The sequence below is a fragment of the Lentzea sp. NBRC 102530 genome, assembly GCF_030269365.1.
Classification (GTDB): Bacteria; Actinomycetota; Actinomycetes; order Mycobacteriales; family Pseudonocardiaceae; genus Lentzea.
This window is the reverse complement of the sequence record NZ_BSTF01000003.1, coordinates 642225-662905: the sequence shown is the minus strand read 5'-3', so window position 1 is coordinate 662905 and position 20681 is coordinate 642225. Positions and strand designations below refer to the sequence as shown.

The window sequence follows — 20681 nt, the reverse complement described above, 5'->3', positions numbered from 1 at the left end:
CGGCCCGGCCGGCTAGAGGTCTCCGCGCAGCAGGCTGTCGATGTTCTCGGGCGGCCCGGGCCGGGCGAAGAACCACCCCTGCCCGGTGTCGCAACCGAGCCTCAGCAACCGCGCGGCCTGCGCCGGGGTCTCCACGCCCTCGGCCGTGACGCCCAGCGACAGGGCGTGCGCGAGCTGCACCAGCGTCGCCACGATCTGCGCGTCCACCGGGTCTTCCTCGTTCTCGGCCCGCAGCCCCTCCATGAACGAGCCGGCGATCTTCAGCTCGTGCACGGGCAGGTGCTTCAGGTACGCGAGGTTCGAGTAGCCGGTGCCGAAGTCGTCGATCGCGATGCGCACACCCATGTCGCACAACGCCCGCAGCGCTTCCAGCGGCTCGTCGGCGGTGCCCATGATCGCCGACTCGGTCAGCTCCAGCTGGAGGTGGTGCGGCGGCAGGCCGCACTCGTCCAGGATCTGCTTGACGTCGCGGACCAGCTCGGGGTCGCGGGACTGGCGCACGGCGAGGTTCACCGACACGAACGGCGCCGCGTCACCGAACTCCTCCAGCCAGCGCCGCGCCTCCTCGCACGCCCTGCGCAGCACCCACCGTCCCAAGGGGACGATCAGGCCGGTCTCCTCGGCCAGTTCGATGAACCGGTCCGGCGCGAGCCGCCCGAACTCCGGGTGCTGCCAGCGCACCAACGCCTCGACGCCCGTCACCGTCGAGTCCTCGAGGCGCACCAACGGCTGGTACTCGACGTAGAACTCGCCTCGTTCCAACGCGCGCGGCATCGTGGCCGACAGCGTGAAGCGGGCGACCTCCTTGGCGTTGCGCTCCGGGTCGTACAACGCCCAGCGCGCCTTGCCGTCGGCCTTGGCCCAGTACAGCGTGATGTCGGCGTCGCGCATGAGGTCCGCGGACGTCGTGCCGGAGAGCTGCCGTTCGACGATGCCGATCGACGCCGACACGGACAGCTCGTGGCCCGCGATGCGGATCGGCGCCTCGAGTTCGGTCAGCACGCGGTCGGCCACGTCGACGATGTCCTGCTCGCCGGACGAGCCCTCGACGAGGATCACGAACTCGTCGCCGCCCATGCGTGCGACCAGCTTGCCCTCGCCGGACACCGAGTGGTCGAGCCGGCGGCCGACCTCGACCAGCAGCTGGTCCCCTATGTCGTGGCCCAGCGAGTCGTTGATGACCTTGAAGCCGTCCAGGTCGAGGTAGCAGAGGCCGGCCCGCACGTGCTTGGCGCGGTTGTTGAACACGCGGCCGAGGCGTTCGAGGAACAGCGCGCGGTTGGGCAGGCCGGTCAGCGGGTCGTGCAACGCCTGGTAGCGCAGGCGGTTCTGCAGCAGGTGCCGGTCGGTGACGTCCTCGATCATCGCGACCTGGTACTGCGGCTCGCCGTGGTCGTCGCGGACCAGCGACAACGTCAGGTGCGTCCACACCTGCTCGCCGTCGGCCCGGTGGAACCGCTTCTCGGCGCGGTAGTGGTCGCACTCGCCCGCGATCAGCTGGTCGTAGAGCCGCCACACGCTACCCGCGTCCTCGGGGTGCATGAGGTCGCGCACGTTGTACTGGCGCATCTCGTCGACGCTGAAGCCGAGCATGTCCTGCAACGCCTGGTTGACGTCCAGGATCCGGCCGTCGATGTCCGCGATGCCGATGCCGATCGCGGCCTCGGTGAACATGGCGCGGAACCGGGCCTCGGACGCGCGCAGCATCGACTCGGCCTGGTCGCGGGCGTCCAGCACGGCGGCCCTGATGGCCTCCTGCTCGGCCAGCGTCCGTTCCCGCAACGCGCGGGCGTACCCGGCGGCCAGCGCGCCCTGCAGGGCGGCGAGCCGGGACTGCAGCCGGTCGTCGCCGGGGAAGCCCAGCTCGACCAGCAGGTCGTCGCCGAGCAGCTGCACCGTGCGGCCGAGGGTGTCGGTGCCGGTGAAGTGCGCGTCGACCAGCCGGGAGCCGATCTCGTAGCCCGGCGCGGTGCGGAACGGGCTCGCGAACAGGGCCTCGACCAGCATCTCGGTGAGGTCCTGGAGGTGCTGCGCGACCTCGGCCCTGGTCATCGGCACGTAACTCGACCCGATCACGGCCGTGGCCCAGCTGCGCGCGAACGAACCCGCCCCGGCCAGTACGGCCGGGCTCAGTCCTGAGCGATCCTCACGCACCCGCTGGTCAACCCGATCGGTCATCTTCTCGGCCCTAACGCCACGAACGCGCAGCATACGGCCGGTCGCCGTCCGCAGTCATCTCTACGCCTTCCGGCCTACCGCCGCGTACCCCGGAAAACGCTGTCCCGACTCCCCGACGTCGGCCGGTGACTCGGGCTGCCAGGCCGGCACCCGCACCACGCCGGGCTCGACCAGCTCGAACCCCTTGAACAGGCTGGTGACCCCGGCACGGTCGCGCAAGGTCATCGGGGTGACGCTGCGGTCGTAGATCCGGCGGGCCTCCTTCGAGGCGTCCGGCTCCTCGTCGGCCTCGTAGCCCGCCTGGGAGACGGCGAGGAAACCGCCCGGCGCGAGCCTGTCGCGATAGCCGCCGATCATGCCCCACGGGTCGTCCTCGTCCGACACGAAGTGCAACAGGGCGATCATCAGCACGCCGACGGGCTCGTCGAAGTCGAGCTGCTTGTCGACCTCGTCCGAGGCCAGCACGCCCGTCCAGTCCCGCACGTCCGCCTGCAGCACGCTCACGTGGTCGTTGCCGCCGAGCAGCGACCTGCTGTGCGCGACCGCGACCGGATCGATGTCGACGTAGACGACCTTGGCGCCGGGGTCGGTGGCCTGCGCGATCTCGTGCACGTTGCCCACGGTCGGGATGCCGGAGCCGAGGTCGAGGAACTGCCGCACGCCCTGCGCGAGCAGGTAGCGCACGGCCCGGCGCAGGAACGCGCGGTGGTTCAGCACCACCCCGCGCAGCTCGGGCATGGTCTCGAGGGTCTTCTGGGCGACCGCGCGGTCGGCGGCGAAGTTGTGGGCACCCCCGAGCCAGTAGTCGTACACGCGCGCGACGCTCGGACGTTCCAGGTCGATGTCCCCCGGCGCCCAGTTCGGCCGCTCCACTCGCTCACCCCACCCGAGTTCGAACCGTTCCAGCCCATCATGCACCCGCCCCTTGGCAGAATGCGGACCTCGTGAGGAAAAGTTTGCTGCTGTCGACCATTCTCGCGTCCATCGGCGCGTTTCTGCTGGTCGGCGGCGCGCTGCTGCTCGTCGACCCCGGCGCGCCGAAGCACGAGGCGATCAAGACGGGCGGCCTCGCGGGCGGTGCGATCGTCGCGTTGTACGCGCTCTGGCTGAACGACCGGCGCCGCAAGGTCGAGGAGGCGCGGCAGGAACTCGAGAGCCAGCGCATCGACCACGACCGGTCACGCGTGGCCGACGAACGGTTCGCGCGCGCCGTCGAACTGCTCGGCCACGAGACGGCCCAGGTGCGGGTGGGCGCGATGCACGCGCTGGCGGGCCTCGCGAAGTCGCGGGTCGACTACACGCAGACCGTCCTCGACATCCTCTGCGCGTACCTGCGGCAGCCGTACCGCAAGGCGGCGGGCGACCCCGAGGAGATCGAGCTGGAGGTCCGGCTCACCTCGCAGCGGCTGATCGAGGACCTGCTGCCGCGGCTGGAGGAGAAGAACCCGCCGATCTACGACCTCAACCTCACCAAGGCGCACCTGGAGTTCATGGACCTGTCGTACCGGCAGGTCGGCGACCTCTACATGAGGGTCGCGCACTTCGAGGACTCCAACTCGTTCCACCACATGAAGGTGCACGGCCACTTCTACGTGACCGAGGCGACCATGACCGGCCGGTTCCACATGCACCACACCGAGGTCGTCGGACGCGGCTGGTTCAGCCGGTTCAAGGCGGGCGGTCTCGCCATCTTCACCGAGACGAAGTTCCTCGGGGAGACCAAGTTCGCGAACTCCGAGTGGGCAGAGGTGAAGGCCGACGGCTGTACGTTCGCGGTGGAAGCCGATCTTCCCGAGGCGTGGAGGAACTGACGTGAAGTGGCTGTTCGCGGTTCTCTCCGCGGCCGTGGTGACCGCGGCTACAGCGGTGCTGCTGCACTTGTTCAAGGCGCCGGCCGTGGAGATCGTGAAGACCGCCGGCGTCGCGGGTGGCGCCATCGTCGCGCTCTACGCGTTGTACCTCAACGACCGCAAGCACTTCCTCGAGAGCGAGAAGGTCGCCGACGAACGGTTCGCGCGATCCGTCGAACTGCTCGGCAACGAGGCGGACCAGGTGCGGGTGGGCGCGATGCACGCGCTGGCGTGGCTCGCGAGGTCCACGCCCCGGTACCGGCAGACCGTGCTCGACGTGCTGTGCGCCTACCTCCGCAGACCGTTCGACTACCCGCCGCACGAGCGCAACCCCGAGGACCCGGACCAGGACTTCGGCGACGTGGACGAGGACAAGCGGCTGGAACACCAGGTCCGTCTGACCGCGCAACGCCTGATCAAGGACACCCTGTCGTGGGGCAAGAAGCGCAAGCACCTGCACTACGACCTCGACCTGACCGGCGCCGTCCTGGAGTACTTCTCGTTGGACGGCAGGCACGTCAACCGGCTCGTGGCGCGGCGGGCGCAGTTCTACGGAATCACGAACCTGCGCAACGTCCACGTCCAGAGCGTCACGCTGTTCTCCGGCGGCACGTTCCACGGCCGGTTGCAGTTGGAGAACGGCAGGTTCCCCGGCGGGATCTCGTTCCAGGAGGTCACCTTCGCCCGCGAGGTCCAGTTGAGCGGTGACCTCGGCGACTCCGAGGTGGGCCGGTTCTTCCACCCGTCGCCGAAACCACCCGCCGGCCAGTGCGGCTCGCTGAAGGTGCTGGAGGGAACCGAGTTCCGGGACTCCGCGACCGGGTGGCGGCTAACCGGCGCTGAGGAGGCGGCCCGACTTGGCCTCCAGCGTCATCTCGAGGAGAACGCTCGCCGCCGCGCCGACCGCGTGGGTGGTGACGATGACGGTCTCGACGGCGCGCACGTCCCCGCGAAGGCCGATGAAGTGCGCGCGGTCGGTCTTGAGGGCGAAGGACTGCGGGACTAGGGCGACCCCCAGCCCGAAGATTACGAAGTCGAGCAACGAGTGCACGTCGTTGACCTCGACGGCGACGTGCCGGTCGATCCCGGCCGCGGCGAGCGTGCGGTCGACCTGGTCGCGCGTGCCCCAGTCGGGGTTGAAGTCCACGAAGGGCTGACCGGCCAGTTCTTCCAGCGCGACCGAATCCCTGCCCGCGAACGGGCTTCCCGGCGCGCACGCGAGCACCAGGGGTTCAGCGGCCAGGGTGGACACCCGCAGGTCGTCCGCGATCTTCGGCTGGCGGGTGACGAACGCGAGGTCGAGCCTGCCCGCGCGGACCTCCTCGACGAGGTCGGCGTTGCCGGACTGGCGCATCCTGATCTCCACTCCCGGGTGTAGTTCGTGGAAGCGCGCGAGGACGGCCGGCAGGTGCACGACGTGCAGGCACTGGAGGCTGCCGACCGACAACGTGCCGCGCAGCAGCCCCTGCACGGCGGCGACGGCGTCCTTCGCCGAGGAGATGCTGGCCAGCGCCCTGCGCGCCTCCGGCAGCAGCGCGCGGCCGGCCTGGGTCAGCTCGACCTGGCGGGTGGTGCGCAGGAACAGCGGCGCACCGAGTTCGACCTCCAACGCCCGGATCGACGCCGAGAGTCCCGACTGGGCGATGTGCATCCGGCGGGCGGCCCTGGTGAAGTGGTTTTCTTCGGCGACCGCGAGGAAGTGTTCGAGCTGCCTGAGTTCCACGATTCATCATCCTGAGTGCTCAATGAGATCACTTCTCTGCGTTGGACAGCTTAATCGCCAGGGTCCAGAGTGGAGGGCATGCAGAAGCGTCGCATCGGAGAAGTGGAAGTCAGCGCCATCGGCCTGGGCGGCATGCCCATCTCCGTCGAGGGGAGGCCGGAGCGCTCGCAGGCGATCGAGACGATCCACGCCGCGCTGGACGCGGGCGTGACGTTCATCGACACCGCCGACGCCTACTCGCTCGACGACTCGGACTTCGGGCACAACGAGGAGCTCATCGCCGAGGGGCTGCGCGGCCGTTCCGAAGAGGTGTTCGTGGCCACCAAGGGCGGTCACACGCGGGTCGCCGGTGGCGGCTGGGCGCTCGACGGGCGGCCCGAGTACCTGCGCAAGGCCGTCGACGGGTCGTTGCGGCGGCTCGGCGTGGACCAGATCTTCCTGTACCAGTTCCACCGGCCGGACCCGAAGACGCCGATCGCCGAGTCGGTCGGGGCGCTGAAGGAGATCCTGGACAGCGGCAAGATCCGCTACGCCGGTGTCTCGAACTTCAACCCGGACGAGATCGTGCTCGCCAACGACATCCTCGGCGGGCGGCTCGCGGCGGTGCAGAACCAGTTCTCACCGTTGTTCCGATCGAGCGAACCCGAGTTGGAGCTGTGCGCGAAGCTCGGCATCGCCTTCCTGCCGTGGAGCCCGTTCGGCGGGATCGGCAAGGCGGGTTCGCTGAGCGGACCGTTCAAGGAGGTCGGTGACGCCCACGGCGTCAGCGCTCACCAGGTCTGTCTCGCGTGGATGCTCGCGAAGTCGGAAGTGGTAGTCCCCATTCCGGGTGCATCTCGCCCGGCGAGCATCCAGGATTCGGCCGCGGCCACCCACCTGGAGTTGACCGCCGAGGAACTGTCCCGCCTGGACGGGTGACCCCGGTAGCAAATTGCGACAAATGGTCGCACGATCTAGTCCATGCGGACCTTGATCAGCATCGTGGCGATCGTCGCCGGCATGACGCCGGCACCCGCGTCCGCGGCGCCCTTGCCCGAGGGCTCCGCGGACCACACAGCGGGCTCCCAGATCCTCAAGCACGAAGGCACGGGCGACCTTCGTTCGGCGTCGGAATCCCCGCCCACCGAGGGCAAGGTGCCCGGCATGGACGTCAGCAGCCACCAGGGTGACGTCGACTGGAAGTCCTCTTGGGACAAAGGCGCGCGGTTCGCCTACGTCAAGGCGACCGAGGGCACCCACTACCGGAACCCCAAGTTCACCCAGCAGTACAACGGCTCCTTCAACATCGGCATGATCCGCGGCGCGTACCACTTCGCGCTGCCGGACCGGGCCGGTGGCGCGGAGCAGGCGAACTTCTTCGTCAACAACGGCGGCGGGTGGTCACCCGACGGGCGAACGCTGCCGCCCGCGCTGGACATGGAGTACAACCCGTACGGCGACACCTGCTACAACATGAGCCAGGCCGCCATGACCGCGTGGGTGCGCGCGTTCAGCGACACGGTCTACGCGCGCACGAAGCGTCATCCGACGATCTACACGTCCACGAGCTGGTGGAACAAGTGCGTCGGGGGCTCGTACAAGTTCGGCGACAACAACCCGTTGTGGGTCGCGCACTACAACTCGAAGCTCGGGCCGTTGCCGGTGGGCTTCGACTTCCACACGATCTGGCAGTGGCAGGCGGCCGGGCTCTTCCCCGGCGACCAGAACCTGTTCAACGGCAGGTTCGAGCAGCTGCAACGGATCGCTTCGAGCTGATCGGGGCCCCACGTGTCGCGGGGCCCCTTCAGCAATTCCTAATCGAACAGGGCCGGGAGGGTGCCCTCCCACGCCTCGCGCAGCTCGTCGAGCGGGAGTTCGCCGAGGCTCTGGATCTCCAGGGCCTTCGACTCCGGGTCGACGACACCGACCTTGCGCCACGGCAGGCGGCGCGCCGTGCACATGTCGACGAAGCGCTGCTCCTCCGTGCGCGGCACGGCGACCAGCACGCGCCCGGCGGACTCGCTGAACAGCTCGGTGAACAGGTCGCCCTGCAGGAACACCCGCGCGCCGACCTCGCCGATCAGGCACGTCTCGACCAGCGCCTGGGCGAGCCCGCCCTCGGCCAGGTCGTGGGCGGCGCTGACCATGCCGTCCCGCGAGCCCGCGACGAGCACCTGCGCGAGCAGCTTCTCGCGCTGGAGGTCGACCTTCGGCGGCAGTCCGCCCAGGTGACCGTGGACGTGGTGCGCCCACTCCGAGCCGCCGAACTCCGCCTTGGTCTCGCCGAGCAGCAGCAACGTCTCGCCGGCCTCGGCGCCGATCCCGGTGGGGATGCGGCGGCGCACGTCGTCGATGACGCCGAGCACGCCCACGACCGGCGTCGGCAGGATCGCCGTGGAGCCGGTCTGGTTGTAGAAGCTGACGTTGCCGCCGGTCACCGGGATGCCGAGCTCCGCGCAGCCGTCCGCGAGGCCCTTCACGGCCTGCTCGAACTGCCACATGACCGCCGGGTCCTCCGGCGAGCCGAAGTTGAGGCAGTTGGTGACGGCGACGGGCGTGGCGCCCGTGGTGGCGACGTTGCGGTAGGCCTCGGCCAGCGCCAGCTTCGCGCCCTCGTACGGGTCGAGCTTGGTGTAGCGGCCGTTGCAGTCCGTGGAGAGCGCGACGCCGCGGCCGGTCTCCTCGTCGATGCGGATCATGCCGCTGTCGCTCGGCTGCGCGAGGACCGTGCCACCGCGGACGTACCGGTCGTACTGCTGCGTGACCCACTTCTTGGAGGCCAGGTTGGGGCTGGCCGCCATGATCTTGATCAGTTCCAGCAGGTTCTCCGGCCTGGGCAGGCCGTCCGGCGTGTTCGCCTGGAGCTCGTCCTGGTCAGCGGGGCGCTCGATGGGTCGGTGGTAGACCGGGCCCTCGTGCGCGACCGTGCGCGGAGGCACGTCCACGACGACCTCGTCGTGGTAGGTGATGACCAGGCGGTCGCCCTCGGTGACCTCGCCGATCTCGGTGGCGATGACGTCCCACTTGGCGCAGACCCGCAGGAACGCCTCGACGTTGCCCGGCTCGACGACCGCGCACATGCGTTCCTGCGACTCGCTGCTGAGGATCTCGGCGGGGGTCATGTTCGCGGCCCGCAGCGGCACCCGGTCCAGGTACACGTGCATGCCGCCGTCGCCCGCGCTCGCCAGTTCGCTCGTGGCGCAGGACAACCCGGCGCCGCCGAGGTCCTGGATGCCGACGACGAGGCCCTGCTCGAAGAGCTCCAGGGAGCACTCGATCAGCACCTTCTCCGTGAACGGGTCGCCGACCTGGACGGACGGCAGCTTCTTGCGCTTGCCGGCCGTGTCGTCGAACGTCTCGCTGGCGAGGACGCTGACGCCGCCGATGCCGTCGAGGCCCGTGCGCGCGCCGTAGAGGATGACCTTGTTGCCGGTGCCGCTGGCGTGCGCGAGGTGCAGGTCCTTCTTCCGCATCGCGCCGACGCACAGGGCGTTGACCAGCGGGTTTCCCTGGTACGACTCGTCGAACACGACCTCGCCGCCGATGTTGGGCAGGCCGAGGCAGTTCCCGTAGCCGCCGACGCCCGCGACGATGCCGGGCAGCACGCGCCTGGTGTCCTCCGCGTCGGGCTTGCCGAACCGCAGCGGGTCCATGACCGCCAACGGCCGCGCGCCCATCGCGAGGATGTCCCGGACGATGCCGCCCACGCCCGTCGCGGCGCCCTGGTAGGGCTCGACGTACGACGGGTGGTTGTGGCTCTCGACCTTGAACGTGACGGCCCAGCCGTCGCCGACGTCGACCACGCCGGCGTTCTCGCCGATGCCCGCCAGCATCTTGCTCCGCATCTCGTCCGTGGTGGTCTCACCGAAGTACTTCAGGTGCACCTTGGAGGACTTGTACGAGCAGTGCTCGCTCCACATGACCGAGTACATGGCCAGCTCGGCGTCGGTGGGCCTGCGCTGGAGGATTTCCTTGATGCGTGCGTACTCGTCGTCCTTGAGGCCCAGCTCCTTGTAGGGCTGCTCCTGGTCGGGCGTCGCCTCGGCGTTCTTGACGGTGTCGATCACGCGTTCACCACCAGGTCCAGCAGGGACAGGAACATGCCCAGGCCGTCGTCCGTCGGTCCCGTCAGCGCGTCGATGGCGTGCTCGGGGTGCGGCATGAGGCCGACGACGTTGCCCCTGGCGTTCGAGATGCCCGCGATGTCGTTCAGGCTGCCGTTGGGGTTCTCGCCCACGTACCGGAAGACGATCCTGTTCTCGTCCTCGAGCTGCTTGAGCGTGTCGGCGTCGGCCTGGTAGCTGCCCTCGCCGGACTTCAGCGGCACGAGGATCTCGGCGTCGCGGTCGTACCTGGTGGTCCAGGCCGTCGTGTTGTTCTCGACCCGGAGCCACTGGTCGCGGCACACGAAGTGCAGCTCGTGGTTGCGGGTCAGCGCGCCGGGCAGCAGGTGAGCCTCGGCGAGGACCTGGAAACCGTTGCAGATGCCCAGGACCGGCATCCCCTTGTGCGCCGCCTCGACCACTTCCTGCATGACGGGCGCGAACCGCGCGATGGCCCCGGCCCTCAGGTAGTCGCCGTAGGAGAACCCGCCGGGCACGATCACGGCGTCGACGTTCTGCAGATCGCGGTCCGCGTGCCAGAGGGGAACGGCCTCCCCGTCGGCGTACCTCACCGCCCGCTGGGCGTCCACGTCGTCGAGCGTGCCGGGGAAGGTGATGACACCGACCCTCATGCCTCGACCCTGCGCACGGTCCAGTCCTCGATCACGGGGTTGGCGAGGAAGGTCTCGGCGATCTTGGCGAGCGTGGCGTCGTCGACGTCGTCGGCGACCTCCAGCTCGAAGTGCTTGCCCTGGCGGACGGCGGTGACACCGTCGAAGCCGAGACGAGGCAGCGCGTTCGCCACCGCCTGGCCTTGGGGGTCGAGGATTTCGGGCTTCGGCATGACGTCGACGACGACTCGGGCCACGACAGACTGCTCCTGGGTGTTCGGAGAGGGGCTGGCGGTACCTCGGGAGCCTACCTGACCTGGGAGTTCGTCCTCCCGACACGTGTTCGGGGGCACATCGTCACCGCTCCACCTTCGGGTGAACGAGCTTGCCGCGGCGAGGCCTTTTGGTAGAGTCGGTCTTGCCAAGGCCCCGTAGGCCGAGGAAGTGAGCACAGTGCCCGTCCGGACGGTCGGCCGCTGTGCTTTGCGCTATCTGGACCACTTGTCGACGGCGGTCTCCTTCACGACGAGCGAGCGCACGCGCCGAGCCCAGTCACCGCCCGCACCGTGACACCAGGCCACGATGTCCGGGATCCACAGCAATTCGTCGTGAGTGCTCTCGAGGTGCTCGTAGATGATCTTCGAGTGACTCGGGCGCTTGCCCAGCGTCGCACGGATCGTCTGGGCGTCGTGGAGGTTGCGCTCCTCGCGGCTGTCGAGCACGAGCCTCCTCGTGTCCAGGTCGACCAGGTCGTTGACGAGGGCGATGAGGCACTCCTGGCGAGCGACCTCCTCTCCGGCGGAACAGTTGCCGGTGTAGACGTGCACGGTGGCTCCGATGGACACCAGCCTGGACACGATCAGCTTGCGTCGATCGGTCTTCTCCTTCTTGAAGTGGAGCTCTCGCTGACCGGGGAACAGCAACCTGCGCAGCGCCTTGCGCGTGCGCGTCAGGTCACCGGGATCGACGAGGACAGCAGCCAGCAGGTACGTGTTGTTTCGCCGCGACTCGTCGACGAAGGCGTGCAGACTCACGGAACGTCCATCGGCACGCCCGCGACACCCCCGAACACCAGTTCAAGAACTCCAACCGATCGGGACCGAACGACTGCACGTTGGACCTATTCCAACGAGCTATTTCGCCGAAAGCGAGACCAGTGGCAGCCCCGCCCGATCGGACGGATGCTGGGGATCATGAAGATCCTCGTGCTCGGCGGAACCGTGTTCCTCAGCAAGGCCATCACGGCGGAGGCCGTCCGCCGCGGCCACGAAGTGTTCTGCGCTGCCCGCGGCGCCTCCGGCGGCGTGCCGGAGGGCGCCACGCTGGTCCAGGTCGACCGGGACCGGCCCGGCGCGTTCGACCGGTTGGCCGGCGAGCAGTTCGACGCCGTCGTCGACGTGTCCAAGTACTCGGTGAACTGGGTCAGGGACGCGATCGCCGCGTTCGGCGGGACGACGCCGCACTGGACGTTCGTGTCGAGCATCTCCGTCTACGCCGATCACGGGACGGGCAGCGACGAACTCCTCCCTGCGCTGGAGGACGACCCGAACGAGGAGTTCACGTCCGAGCGGTACGGCGGCATCAAGGTGGCCAGCGAGAACGCGGTGCGGGAGGCGATGGCCGGCCGCGAGTTCATCGTGCGGGCGGGGCTCATCACCGGGCCGGGCGACCCGAGCGACCGGTTCGGGTACTGGCCCGCGCGGATGGCGCGCGGCGGCAAGGTCGTCGTGCCGGACAGTCCCGACCTGGGTTTTCAGCACATCGACGCGCGGGACCTGGCTCAGTGGATCGTGTTCGCGGCCGAGGAGCGGGTCACCGGGACGTACGACTCGACCGGGCCGGTCATGCCGTTCCAGATGGCCATCGGGGAGATCGCCGGGGCCACGGCGCCGCCCGGGACGCAGTTCGTGCCGGTCAAGGAGAGCGTGCTGAAGGAGTTGCAGGTCAACCCGTGGGCCGGGCCGCGGTCGCTGCCCCTGTGGTTGCCGCAGGAGTGGGCGAAGATGGTCGGCCGGGACGTGAGCAACGCGCTCGCCAACGGGTTGCGCACCAGGCCGCTGGCCGAGACCGCGCTCGACTCGCTGGAGTACGAGCGCGGCCTCGGGCTGGACCGGGCCCGGAAGGCCGGGCTGACGGCCGAGGAAGAGCAGGAGATCCTTACAGCAGTGAGTTGACCTGCGCGGCGACGAGGTCGATGCGCACGCCCTGGTTCGGGCAGCCGCCGAAGTGGTGCAGCCCGATCACCTTGTGCGTGCGCCTCGACAGCACGGGTGAGCCGGACGAGCCGCCTTCGGTGTCGCACATGTAGCTGATGTCGGACTGCGACGAGCTGCCGTTGACGCGTACGGCACGCACGACGCAGTAGCCGCCGCCGTTGTTGTTGTCACGCAACGACAGCTTCTTCAGCTTCCCGGCCGGGTGGCCGACGATGTACATCTCTTCGCCCACGGCCGGGACGCGCGCGTCCAGTTCGAGGTAGCCGAACGAGCTGATGGCCGCGAAGTTGTTCACGGTGAAGAGGGTGTAGTCGAGCGCGGCGCTGTACTTCAGCACCGACGCCGCCAGCACCTTGGTGACGGTGGCCGAGTTCGTGCCGCCGCAGGTCGGGCACTGGTAGTTGAACCACACCTCGATGCCGCTGGTGCTCGTGAAGCAGTGTTCGTTGGTGAGCATGCGGTTGTTGGGGCCGACGCGCCACGCCGTGCACAGCGAACTGCCGTTGCGCAGCAGCTTCGCCACGGACGCGGTCTTGCCCCACTCGGTCGGGTTGCTGGACTGGTAGCAGACGGCGTCCTTGTAGTCGTTCGTGCCGCAGATGCTCTGCACGGACGGCTGGGACGACATCTCGGCCTCGGTGTAGCCGCGCGTCAGCTTGTCGATCCGGACGCGCGACAGCGGGTTCGTCACCGAGACGAGAGCACGGTCCCCGGTGATCGACATGGCCCAGAAGCCGGACGCGTCGACCGTGGCCGTGAGCGAGGCCTTGAGATCTCTCGTGTACGTGTACTTCTCGGTGCCGTCGGGGTTCGACACCGTGAGCACGTCACCTGGCAGGATCCGCAGGTCCGTGAAATGCAGCTTCACGTAGCCGGAGCCCGGTCGTTCGATCACCGTCGAACGATTCGCGCCACCCACGCGGACTGAGACGTTTTCCTCAGTTCCGATTTCCTGCGTCTGCGGCGAAGAGGCCTGAGCAGGAGTAGAGGTGGTGGTAGCAGGGACGATGGACGTCATCGGCAGGGCGAGTGCCAGTGCCGTGAGGAGTTGCAGGGTTTTCCTCATGCCTTTTGATACTTCCGACGTCACCTGGCCGTGTCAGCCCGCCGAACGTCGGTAATGGAGGATTCGATGCAAGTTGTCCATTTCGGTCATTCCTGCGTGCTTCTCGACTCGGGAACCACCCGCGTGCTGATCGATCCCGGCGCGTTCTCCGCGGGGTTCGAGGACGTCACCGACCTGGACGCCGTGCTGGTCACGCACCAGCACCTCGACCACCTCGACGAGAACCGGCTGCCCGCGCTGCTCGAGGCCAACCCGCGGGCGCAGCTCATCGTCGACGAGGGCAGCGCACCCAAGGTCGAGAACACGACCGTCGCCCGGCCGGGTGACACCTTCAAGGTCGGCGACATCAGCGTCAAGGTCGTCAACGGCACGCACGCGGTGATCCACGAGGACGTCCCGGTCATCGCGAACGCGGGTTACGTGATCAACGACGGCGCGTTCTACCACCCCGGCGACGCGCTGTTCGTGCCCGACGAGGACGTCGACGTGCTCGGCCTGCCGACGATGGCGCCGTGGATGCGCCTCGCCGAGACCGTGGACTTCCTGCGCGCCGTCAAGCCACGGGTGGCCGTGCCGATCCACGAGAAGCTGCTGGCCATGCCCGAGTTCGTCTACGGCATGATCACGAACCTCAAGCCGGAGGGCACCGAGGTCAGGCCGCTGACGCCTGGCGAGGTGACGGAAGTCTGACGTAGGTCGTCGGCACGGCGTCGTGGGCGAGAGCGATGTCCACGGCGTCGAGCACGGCCTGGCGCGCGCCCGGCCGGTGCAGGTCACGGGCGTCGACGGTGACCCGGGTCAGCCCACCGCGGCGCGCGGACCGGGCCGTCGCGTACACCAGCGCCAACGACCTCAGCTCGCCGAAGCTGCTGCGTTCGGTCAGCGCGTGCAGGCGGCCCAGCGTCGCGAGCCCGCTGCCCACCTCGCGCACGGCGTGGGCGTCGGCGCAGCGGGAGAACCTGTGCTTGGCCAGCGCGAGCAACGTCCCGGGCGACGCCACGCACCGCCGGGGCGCGAACGTGTCGGCGACGAGCCCGAGGGCGTCCAACTGCAGGCGGGCCCCCGTCAGCAGCAGCCCGGCCTCGTAGGCGGGCAACCGCCGTTGGCCGAGGCCGTGCAGCACGACCGCATCACCCAGTGCGGCCCGCTGCCGCACCCATTCCTGCGCCCTGTCGAGCTCGCGGGGGACCACGAGCAGCGACAACGGCACGCGCCGCGGCGTCAGGGCCGCGGCGAGATCAGCGCATCGGTCGAGTGTCTGCGGACCGATGCCGGACAGGGAGACCACGAGCTGTGAGTGCACCTGATGAGTGCGCCACGCCGTGGTGACATCCGCGTGAAACCGGCGAGAACTCAGGCGAGCCAGTCTGCGAAGGACCGGCCGGTGAGGCGCTCGTAGGCCTCGATGTAGCGCGCACGGGTCGCTTCGACGACGTCCGCGGGCAGCGGGGGCGGCGGCACGTCCGACTTGCGGTCCCAGCCCGACTCGGCGGACGTCAGCCAGTCGCGCACGAACTGCTTGTCGAACGACGGCTGCACGCGGCCGGGCTCGTAGCCCTCGGCCGGCCAGTAGCGCGACGAGTCCGGCGTGAAGACCTCGTCCGCGAGGATCAGCTCACCCGAGGCGTCCAGGCCGAACTCGAACTTCGTGTCGGCCAGGATCAGGCCCCGCGTCAACGCGTACGCGCGCGCCTCGCTGTACAGCTCGATCGTGCGGTCACGCAGCTTCGACGCGAGCTCGACACCGTGCTTCGCGGCGATGACGTCGAACGACACGTTCTCGTCGTGCGCGCCGATCTCGGCCTTGGAGGCGGGCGTGAAGATCGGGGGGTCCAGCTCGGACGCCTCGACCAGCCCGGCCGGCAGCTCGATCCCGCACACCGCGCCGGTCGCCGTGTAGTCGGCCATGCCGGAGCCCGTCAGGTACCCGCGCGCCACGCACTCGACGTCGACCATCCGCAGCTTGCGCACCAGCAGCGCCCGGCCGCGGACCTCGGCGGGGATGCGCGGGTCGTCGAACGCCACCAGGTGGTTCGGGGCGAGCCGCTCGAACCAGAACACGCTCATCGCGGTCAGCACGCGCCCCTTGTCGGGGATCTCCGTGCTGAGGATGTGGTCGTACGCGGAGATGCGGTCGGACGCGACGAACAGCAGCAGCTCGTCGTCCACGTCGTACAGATCGCGGACCTTGCCGCGGGCGACGTGCTGGTAGTCAGCGAGCGTGGGCACGACCTGAGCCTACGGGCCAGGTTCCAGGAAGCACGAACAGGCCCTCACCACTACAGATCGGAGGAAAAGAAGCTTAAGGTGCACCCGTGCTCACAAGAAAGGCCTTGTGGATCCCAGCTTTGGCCAGTGCTGCTCTGCTGATCGTGCTGGGTGTGGCCGGGTGGAGCTTCGACTCCAGCCCCATTTCGTCTCCTGCTCCTGGTGGCTCGCTGAACTCCAGCGTGCCCCAGGCCGTGAGCATCGTGCCGACCCCCGACGTCGCCGACATCACGGTCAAGACATCGTCGTCATCACCCTCCCCGACGACGACCACGCCCAAGACCTCGCAGAAGCCGCCGCCGGTCCAGCCCCCCGCGCCCGTGCAGCAGACGACGACCTCGGAGCCGCCCCCGCAGCAGGGGTTGCTGGTCAACGAGGGCGCGCGCTGCGACCCCGAGGGCGCCAAGGGCATCGGCCTGCTCGGCGAGAACCTGGTGTGCCGCAAAGATCCTCAGCGCGGCGACCGGTTGCGCTGGCAGAAGGCCTAGCGGGCAGACGGCCTAGGCGCGCCACTCCAGCACGTCGACCTTGTCGCCCACCGAGATGGTGCCGGTGCGCACCACCTGCGCCTTCATCCCGAACGTGACCCCGCCGTCGGGGTCGCGCCGGTAGGTCGCCAGCGTGCGAATCGGCTCCGGCCCGGACTTCAGCCCTGTTCCCTGGTCCACCATCGGCACCGCGCACCGCACGCAGTCCTTGGCGTAGGCCAGTTCCACGTCCCCGATCGCGGCGCGCCGCACCCGGTCCTCCGTGTGCGGTTCCGGCCAGCCGGACACGACCACGTTGGGGCGGAAGCGGTCCATCGGCACCGGTTCGCCGCCGCGTTCCAGGATGCGCTCGTTCAACCCGTCCAATGAGGACAGCGAGAGCACCAGCAGCGCGTTGCCGTCCGCGTACCCGACGACGCCGGTGGTCTCACCCGTGGTCTCGCGGTGGATGTCCGGTGGCGTGCGCACGAGCCGCACGGATCGCTTCAGTGCCTGGGAGAACGACTCCGCGGCCTCGTCGCCCTGGTCCACGCCGAACCCGTGCCAGGTGTGCACGACGACCGGCACACGCGGCCCGTCGGTGATGATCGGGAACACCGATCCGCCGTGCAGCAGCGCGTCGTCCGTCAGCCGGGGACGGATCGCCGCCATCTCCGGCACCTTGCGCTGCGACAGGAACACGCCGTCCTCGTCGACCAGCATCATCATCCGGTCGCCGCGCAGCCCGGTGGGCTCCACGGCGCGGGACGTGACGGGGTACCCGCCACATCCCTTGACCGGGTGGACGACCAGCGAGGAAACGATCACAGGATCGGTTCCGGCTCGTAGGCCGGGTACTTGTCGACGACCGCCGCGACCTGCTCGACGATGGCCGCGACCTGCGCCGACGCCACGCCGGTGAACGACAGGCGGTCGGCCAGCAACGCCTCCAGGGCGGCCTTGTCGAGCGGCAGGCGGTCGTCGGCGCCGAGGCGGTCCAGCAGGTCGTTCTCCGCGAGGCCCTGCTCGCGCATCGCCAGCGCGACGGCCACCGCGTTCTCCTTGATGGCCTCGTGCGCGGTCTCCCGGCCGACGCCCGCGCGCACGGCCGCCATCAGCACCTTCGTCGTGCCGAGGAACGGCAGGTAGCGGTCCAGTTCACGGGCGACGACGGCCGGGTACGCACCGAACTCGTCGAGCACGGTCAGGAACGTCTCCAGCAGGCCGTCGAACGCGAAGAACGCGTCGGGCAGCGCGACCCGGCGGACGACCGAGCACGACACGTCGCCCTCGTTCCACTGGTCGCCCGCGAGCTCGCCGACCATCGACAGGTAGCCGCGCAGGATCACCGCGAAGCCGTTCACGCGCTCGCACGAGCGGGTGTTCATCTTGTGCGGCATGGCGCTGGAGCCGACCTGGCCGGGCTTGAAGCCCTCGGTGACGAGCTCGTGGCCCGCCATCAGCCGGATGGTCTTCGCGACCGACGACGGCGCGGCGGCGAGCTGCACCAGCGTCGAGACGACGTCGAAGTCGAGCGAGCGCGGGTAGACCTGGCCGACGGACGTGAGCACGCGCTCGAAGCCGAGGTGGCCCGCGACCGTGCGCTCCAGCTCCGCGAGCTTCTCCGGCGTGCCGAGCAGGTCGAGCATGTCCTGGGCGGTGCCGACCGGGCCCTTGATGCCGCGCAACGGGTAGCGCGCGATCAGTTCGTCGAGGCGGGAGAACGCGACCAGCAGCTCGTCGGCGCCCGTCGCGAACCGCTTGCCGAGCGTCGTGGCCTGCGCGGCGACGTTGTGCGAACGGCCGGCCATCACCAGGTCGGCGTGCTCGGCGGCGAGGCGCGCGAGGCGGCCGAGCACGGCGGCGACCTTGGAGCGGATCAGCTCGAGCGACCGCAGCACCTGCAGCTGCTCGACGTTCTCGGTCAGGTCGCGCGAGGTCATCCCCTTGTGGACCTGCTCGTGGCCCGCGAGCGCGTTGAACTCCTCGATGCGCGCCTTCACGTCGTGCCGGGTGACCCGCTCGCGCGCCGCGATCGACTCGAGGTCGACCTGCTCCAGCACGCGCTCGTAGTCCGCGACCGCCGTGGCCGGGACCTCGATGCCCGCGGCCGCCTGCGCCTTGAGCACGGCGAGCCAGAGCTGGCGCTCCAGCACGATCTTGTGCTCGGCGGACCACAGCGTCGCGAGCGACGTGGAGGCGTACCGACCTGCGAGGACGTTGGCGATGCGGGGCTTCGTCACGTCACTGAGGTTAGTGCACCTCAGCCCGTCTCCCAGACGACGCCGGGGTCCGTGACCAGCTGTGTGAGCACAGCCACGCCCACCGGCACGGTCTGCCGCTGCCCGTTGCCGTTCGAGGGGTTGTGCGCGTAGGCCGTGATCTCCACGACGAGCCCGCTGTCGAACGAGCGCAGCACTCCCACCTGCTGGACCTGCGGGTCGTTGTAGCGGAACTCGGCCCCGTACACGAACGACCCGTTGTTCTTCCACAGCTGCTGGCACGTGTCCGCGCCGGAGCAGAAGAGCTCGCTGGAGAAGCTCTCCTTGCGCACCGACACCCTCAGCGCGGTCGGCCCGATCTCGTCGGAGAAGTAGACGAAGCCGGAGAACTCGGTGTCGCCTTCCTTCCACCGCGGGGGTTTCGTCTCATACGGCAGGGACATCCCGCTGCGGCCGGGGCCGAACGACGCGTAGGAGTCCTTGGTGCTCGGCATCCGGGCCCGGAGCCCGGCGACCAGGCCGTCGCCGAGGCGCTGGGCCCGCCGCTCCGGCGACTCGGTCGGCGCGGCCGACGCGCTGGACGGCGACTCGGTGGCGAGTTGGGCGTTGTCCTCGCGCGGCAGCAGGCCGGGCAGCGAAAGCGACACGACGGCGATCATCGCCGTAGCCACGCCCACAGCGACCAGGGCTCGTCGTCGACTTTTTTTCTGCTCCACCCGCCTGATCAGGGTGTCGGGGTCGAAGTCGAGCGGCGGCTCGTCCCAGACGGCCAGCAGCATTCCCTCGCGGATCTCCTGCTCACTCACGACGCGACCCTCCCCGAACTGCTGTCGAGCTTCTCCACGATGGTGCGCAGCGTGGCGAGACCGCGCGCTGTCTGGCTCTTGACCGTGCCCTCGGTGCACCCCATGGCCACCGCCACCTCGGCGACCGACAGGTCCTCGAAGTACCTCAGCACGAGCACCGCCCGTTGGCGCGGCGGGACCTGGAGCAACGCGGTGTGCACCAACTCACGCGCCCACAACTTCGCACTGGTCGTGTCCGGGTCCACGGTGGCGTCGGCGGCGTCGGGCAGCTCTCCGTCGCGCTGCTCGGCTCTGCGCCACGGCCTGCGCTTCTCGTCCAGCCAGGTGCGCAGCAGCACCTTGCGGGCGTAGGCGATCAGGTTGTCGAGGTCCTTGATCCGCTTCCAGGCGAGGTACATCTTCATGAGGCTCGACTGCATCAGGTCTTCCGCTGTGTGCCAGTCGCCACAAAAGAGGTACGCAGTACGTCGCAAAGACGCGGCATTGGCTGCCGCGAATTCACGAAAGCCCTGTTCATCGGCCTTGCGCATGCGATCCCCTCTCGCGTCCTCAACCAGGGGAACGCAGCGGAGGAACGTGGGGTTGCATCACCCGTGACGCGAAAGGGCCGAACGGAGCATCCTGCCCGCGACGCCGCGCGGATCGGACTTGAGCTCGATGAACGAGTTGACCACCGAGCCGTCGACCAGCGCAATCAGCTCCTCGATCCGTTCCGGGCCGACGTCCCGGCCCGAGCGCGTGAACACGTCCGCGATGAGCCCGCGCAGTTCGGTCGACAGCACCCGCATCAACGGCCGCAGGTACGGGCGGCGGCCGGTCGCGACCAGGCGTTCGTAGCGCAGCAGCACGGCCTCGACGTCGGTCGCGTCCTCGCCGACGAGCAGGTCGAGCATGAACTCGACGAGCACGTCGTCGGTCATCTGCTCGGAGATCGACGAGAGCCGCTCGCGGAAGCTCGCGAGCTCGCTGCGGCCGTGGTGCTCGACGGCCGCGGTGATCAGCTCGTCGAGGGAGTCGAAGTAGTACGTGGTCGACGCGAGCGGCAGACCAGCGCGTTCGGCGACCGCGCGGTGCCTGATCGCGTCGAAACCGCCCTCCGCGAACAGGCCGGACGCGGCCTCCACGAGCGCCTGCCGCCTGCGCTCGCCCTTGGGAGTTGCTGCCGTCATAGTCGAGCCAGGGTACTGGGCGT

21 protein-coding genes are annotated in these 20681 nt (G+C 69.2%); 6 read left to right on the top strand and 15 right to left on the bottom strand.

What is annotated here, in order from left to right; translation table 11 throughout:
* Positions 1–12: 12 nt before the first annotated feature.
* Positions 13–2178, bottom strand: coding sequence for a putative bifunctional diguanylate cyclase/phosphodiesterase (locus QSK25_RS10910; RefSeq protein ID WP_285637340.1), 2166 nt, complete (start codon positions 2176–2178; stop codon positions 13–15).
* A 60-nt stretch (positions 2179–2238) separates the two neighbouring features.
* Positions 2239–3051 (bottom strand): SAM-dependent methyltransferase, encoded by an 813-nt coding sequence (locus tag QSK25_RS10905; RefSeq protein ID WP_285637336.1) that lies wholly within the window; start codon positions 3049–3051, stop codon positions 2239–2241.
* A gap of 71 nt (positions 3052–3122) precedes the next feature.
* Between QSK25_RS10905 and QSK25_RS10900 the strand changes: the two genes are divergently transcribed.
* On the top strand, positions 3123–3989 hold the full coding sequence (locus QSK25_RS10900) for a pentapeptide repeat-containing protein (RefSeq protein WP_285637333.1): 867 nt from the start codon (positions 3123–3125) through the stop codon (positions 3987–3989).
* Between the two features lie 868 nt (positions 3990–4857).
* Here QSK25_RS10900 and QSK25_RS10890 read toward each other — a convergent pair.
* The gene (locus QSK25_RS10890; RefSeq protein ID WP_502881822.1) at positions 4858–5751 is read right to left on the bottom strand and encodes a LysR family transcriptional regulator; all 894 of its coding nucleotides are present in this window, start codon (positions 5749–5751) and stop codon (positions 4858–4860) included.
* Positions 5752–5829: 78 nt separating this feature from the next.
* Between QSK25_RS10890 and QSK25_RS10885 the strand changes: the two genes are divergently transcribed.
* The gene (locus QSK25_RS10885) at positions 5830–6669 is read left to right on the top strand and encodes an aldo/keto reductase (RefSeq protein WP_285637325.1); all 840 of its coding nucleotides are present in this window, start codon (positions 5830–5832) and stop codon (positions 6667–6669) included.
* Positions 6670–6711: 42 nt separating this feature from the next.
* Positions 6712–7506 carry a lysozyme gene (locus QSK25_RS10880; RefSeq protein WP_285637321.1) on the top strand — a complete coding sequence of 265 codons (795 nt, stop codon included), beginning with the start codon at positions 6712–6714 and terminating at the stop codon, positions 7504–7506.
* Positions 7507–7544: 38 nt separating this feature from the next.
* On the opposite strand, the gene purL is transcribed toward QSK25_RS10880, so the two are convergent.
* From purL to QSK25_RS10860, 4 genes are all read right to left on the bottom strand, one after another.
* Positions 7545–9797, bottom strand: coding sequence for a phosphoribosylformylglycinamidine synthase subunit PurL (gene purL / locus QSK25_RS10875; RefSeq protein ID WP_285637318.1), 2253 nt, complete (start codon positions 9795–9797; stop codon positions 7545–7547).
* The gene (purQ, locus tag QSK25_RS10870; RefSeq protein WP_285637315.1) at positions 9794–10465 is read right to left on the bottom strand and encodes a phosphoribosylformylglycinamidine synthase subunit PurQ; all 672 of its coding nucleotides are present in this window, start codon (positions 10463–10465) and stop codon (positions 9794–9796) included. Before purQ ends, purL begins: the two co-directional genes overlap by 4 nt.
* The gene (purS, locus tag QSK25_RS10865; protein ID WP_030477798.1) at positions 10462–10701 is read right to left on the bottom strand and encodes a phosphoribosylformylglycinamidine synthase subunit PurS; all 240 of its coding nucleotides are present in this window, start codon (positions 10699–10701) and stop codon (positions 10462–10464) included. Before purS ends, purQ begins: the two co-directional genes overlap by 4 nt.
* A gap of 231 nt (positions 10702–10932) precedes the next feature.
* Positions 10933–11478 (bottom strand): hypothetical protein, encoded by a 546-nt coding sequence (locus tag QSK25_RS10860; RefSeq protein ID WP_285637302.1) that lies wholly within the window; start codon positions 11476–11478, stop codon positions 10933–10935.
* 159 nt (positions 11479–11637) lie between these two features.
* Between QSK25_RS10860 and QSK25_RS10855 the strand changes: the two genes are divergently transcribed.
* Complete coding sequence (locus QSK25_RS10855) at positions 11638–12618, top strand: NAD-dependent epimerase/dehydratase family protein (protein WP_285637299.1); 981 nt, start codon at positions 11638–11640, stop codon at positions 12616–12618.
* On the opposite strand, the gene QSK25_RS10850 is transcribed toward QSK25_RS10855, so the two are convergent.
* Positions 12602–13555 (bottom strand): trypsin-like peptidase domain-containing protein, encoded by a 954-nt coding sequence (locus tag QSK25_RS10850; protein WP_285637297.1) that lies wholly within the window; start codon positions 13553–13555, stop codon positions 12602–12604. The genes QSK25_RS10855 and QSK25_RS10850 overlap by 17 nt on opposite strands.
* 237 nt (positions 13556–13792) lie before the next feature.
* Between QSK25_RS10850 and QSK25_RS10845 the strand changes: the two genes are divergently transcribed.
* The gene (locus QSK25_RS10845) at positions 13793–14416 is read left to right on the top strand and encodes an MBL fold metallo-hydrolase (protein WP_285637294.1); all 624 of its coding nucleotides are present in this window, start codon (positions 13793–13795) and stop codon (positions 14414–14416) included.
* Here QSK25_RS10845 and QSK25_RS10840 read toward each other — a convergent pair.
* Together QSK25_RS10840 and QSK25_RS10835 are read right to left on the bottom strand one after the other, a co-directional pair.
* Positions 14379–15029 (bottom strand): polysaccharide deacetylase family protein, encoded by a 651-nt coding sequence (locus QSK25_RS10840; RefSeq protein ID WP_285637290.1) that lies wholly within the window; start codon positions 15027–15029, stop codon positions 14379–14381. The two genes, QSK25_RS10845 and QSK25_RS10840, sit on opposite strands and share 38 nt — an antisense overlap.
* Positions 15030–15079: 50 nt before the next feature.
* Positions 15080–15955, bottom strand: coding sequence for a phosphoribosylaminoimidazolesuccinocarboxamide synthase (locus QSK25_RS10835; RefSeq protein WP_285637287.1), 876 nt, complete (start codon positions 15953–15955; stop codon positions 15080–15082).
* Positions 15956–16041: 86 nt separating this feature from the next.
* On the opposite strand from QSK25_RS10835, the gene QSK25_RS10830 reads away from it, so the two are divergent.
* A complete protein-coding gene (locus QSK25_RS10830) occupies positions 16042–16482 on the top strand; it encodes a hypothetical protein (RefSeq protein WP_285637284.1) in 441 nt (146 codons plus the stop codon).
* A gap of 12 nt (positions 16483–16494) precedes the next feature.
* Here QSK25_RS10830 and QSK25_RS10825 read toward each other — a convergent pair whose 3' ends face one another.
* Genes QSK25_RS10825 through QSK25_RS10805 form a run of 5 tightly spaced genes read right to left on the bottom strand, consistent with a single transcriptional unit; the run spans position 16495 to position 20658 of the window.
* On the bottom strand, positions 16495–17289 hold the full coding sequence (locus QSK25_RS10825) for an MOSC domain-containing protein (protein WP_285637281.1): 795 nt from the start codon (positions 17287–17289) through the stop codon (positions 16495–16497).
* On the bottom strand, positions 17286–18704 hold the full coding sequence (gene purB, locus QSK25_RS10820) for an adenylosuccinate lyase (RefSeq protein ID WP_285637279.1): 1419 nt from the start codon (positions 18702–18704) through the stop codon (positions 17286–17288). The genes QSK25_RS10825 and purB overlap by 4 nt, the downstream gene beginning before the upstream one ends.
* A gap of 20 nt (positions 18705–18724) precedes the next feature.
* Positions 18725–19489, bottom strand: a complete 765-nt coding sequence (locus tag QSK25_RS10815; RefSeq protein ID WP_285637277.1) for a hypothetical protein — start codon at positions 19487–19489, stop codon at positions 18725–18727.
* Positions 19486–20019, bottom strand: coding sequence for a SigE family RNA polymerase sigma factor (locus tag QSK25_RS10810; protein WP_266035830.1), 534 nt, complete (start codon positions 20017–20019; stop codon positions 19486–19488). Before QSK25_RS10810 ends, QSK25_RS10815 begins: the two co-directional genes overlap by 4 nt.
* A gap of 57 nt (positions 20020–20076) precedes the next feature.
* Complete coding sequence (locus QSK25_RS10805; protein ID WP_285637270.1) at positions 20077–20658, bottom strand: TetR/AcrR family transcriptional regulator; 582 nt, start codon at positions 20656–20658, stop codon at positions 20077–20079.
* Positions 20659–20681 lie beyond the last annotated feature (23 nt).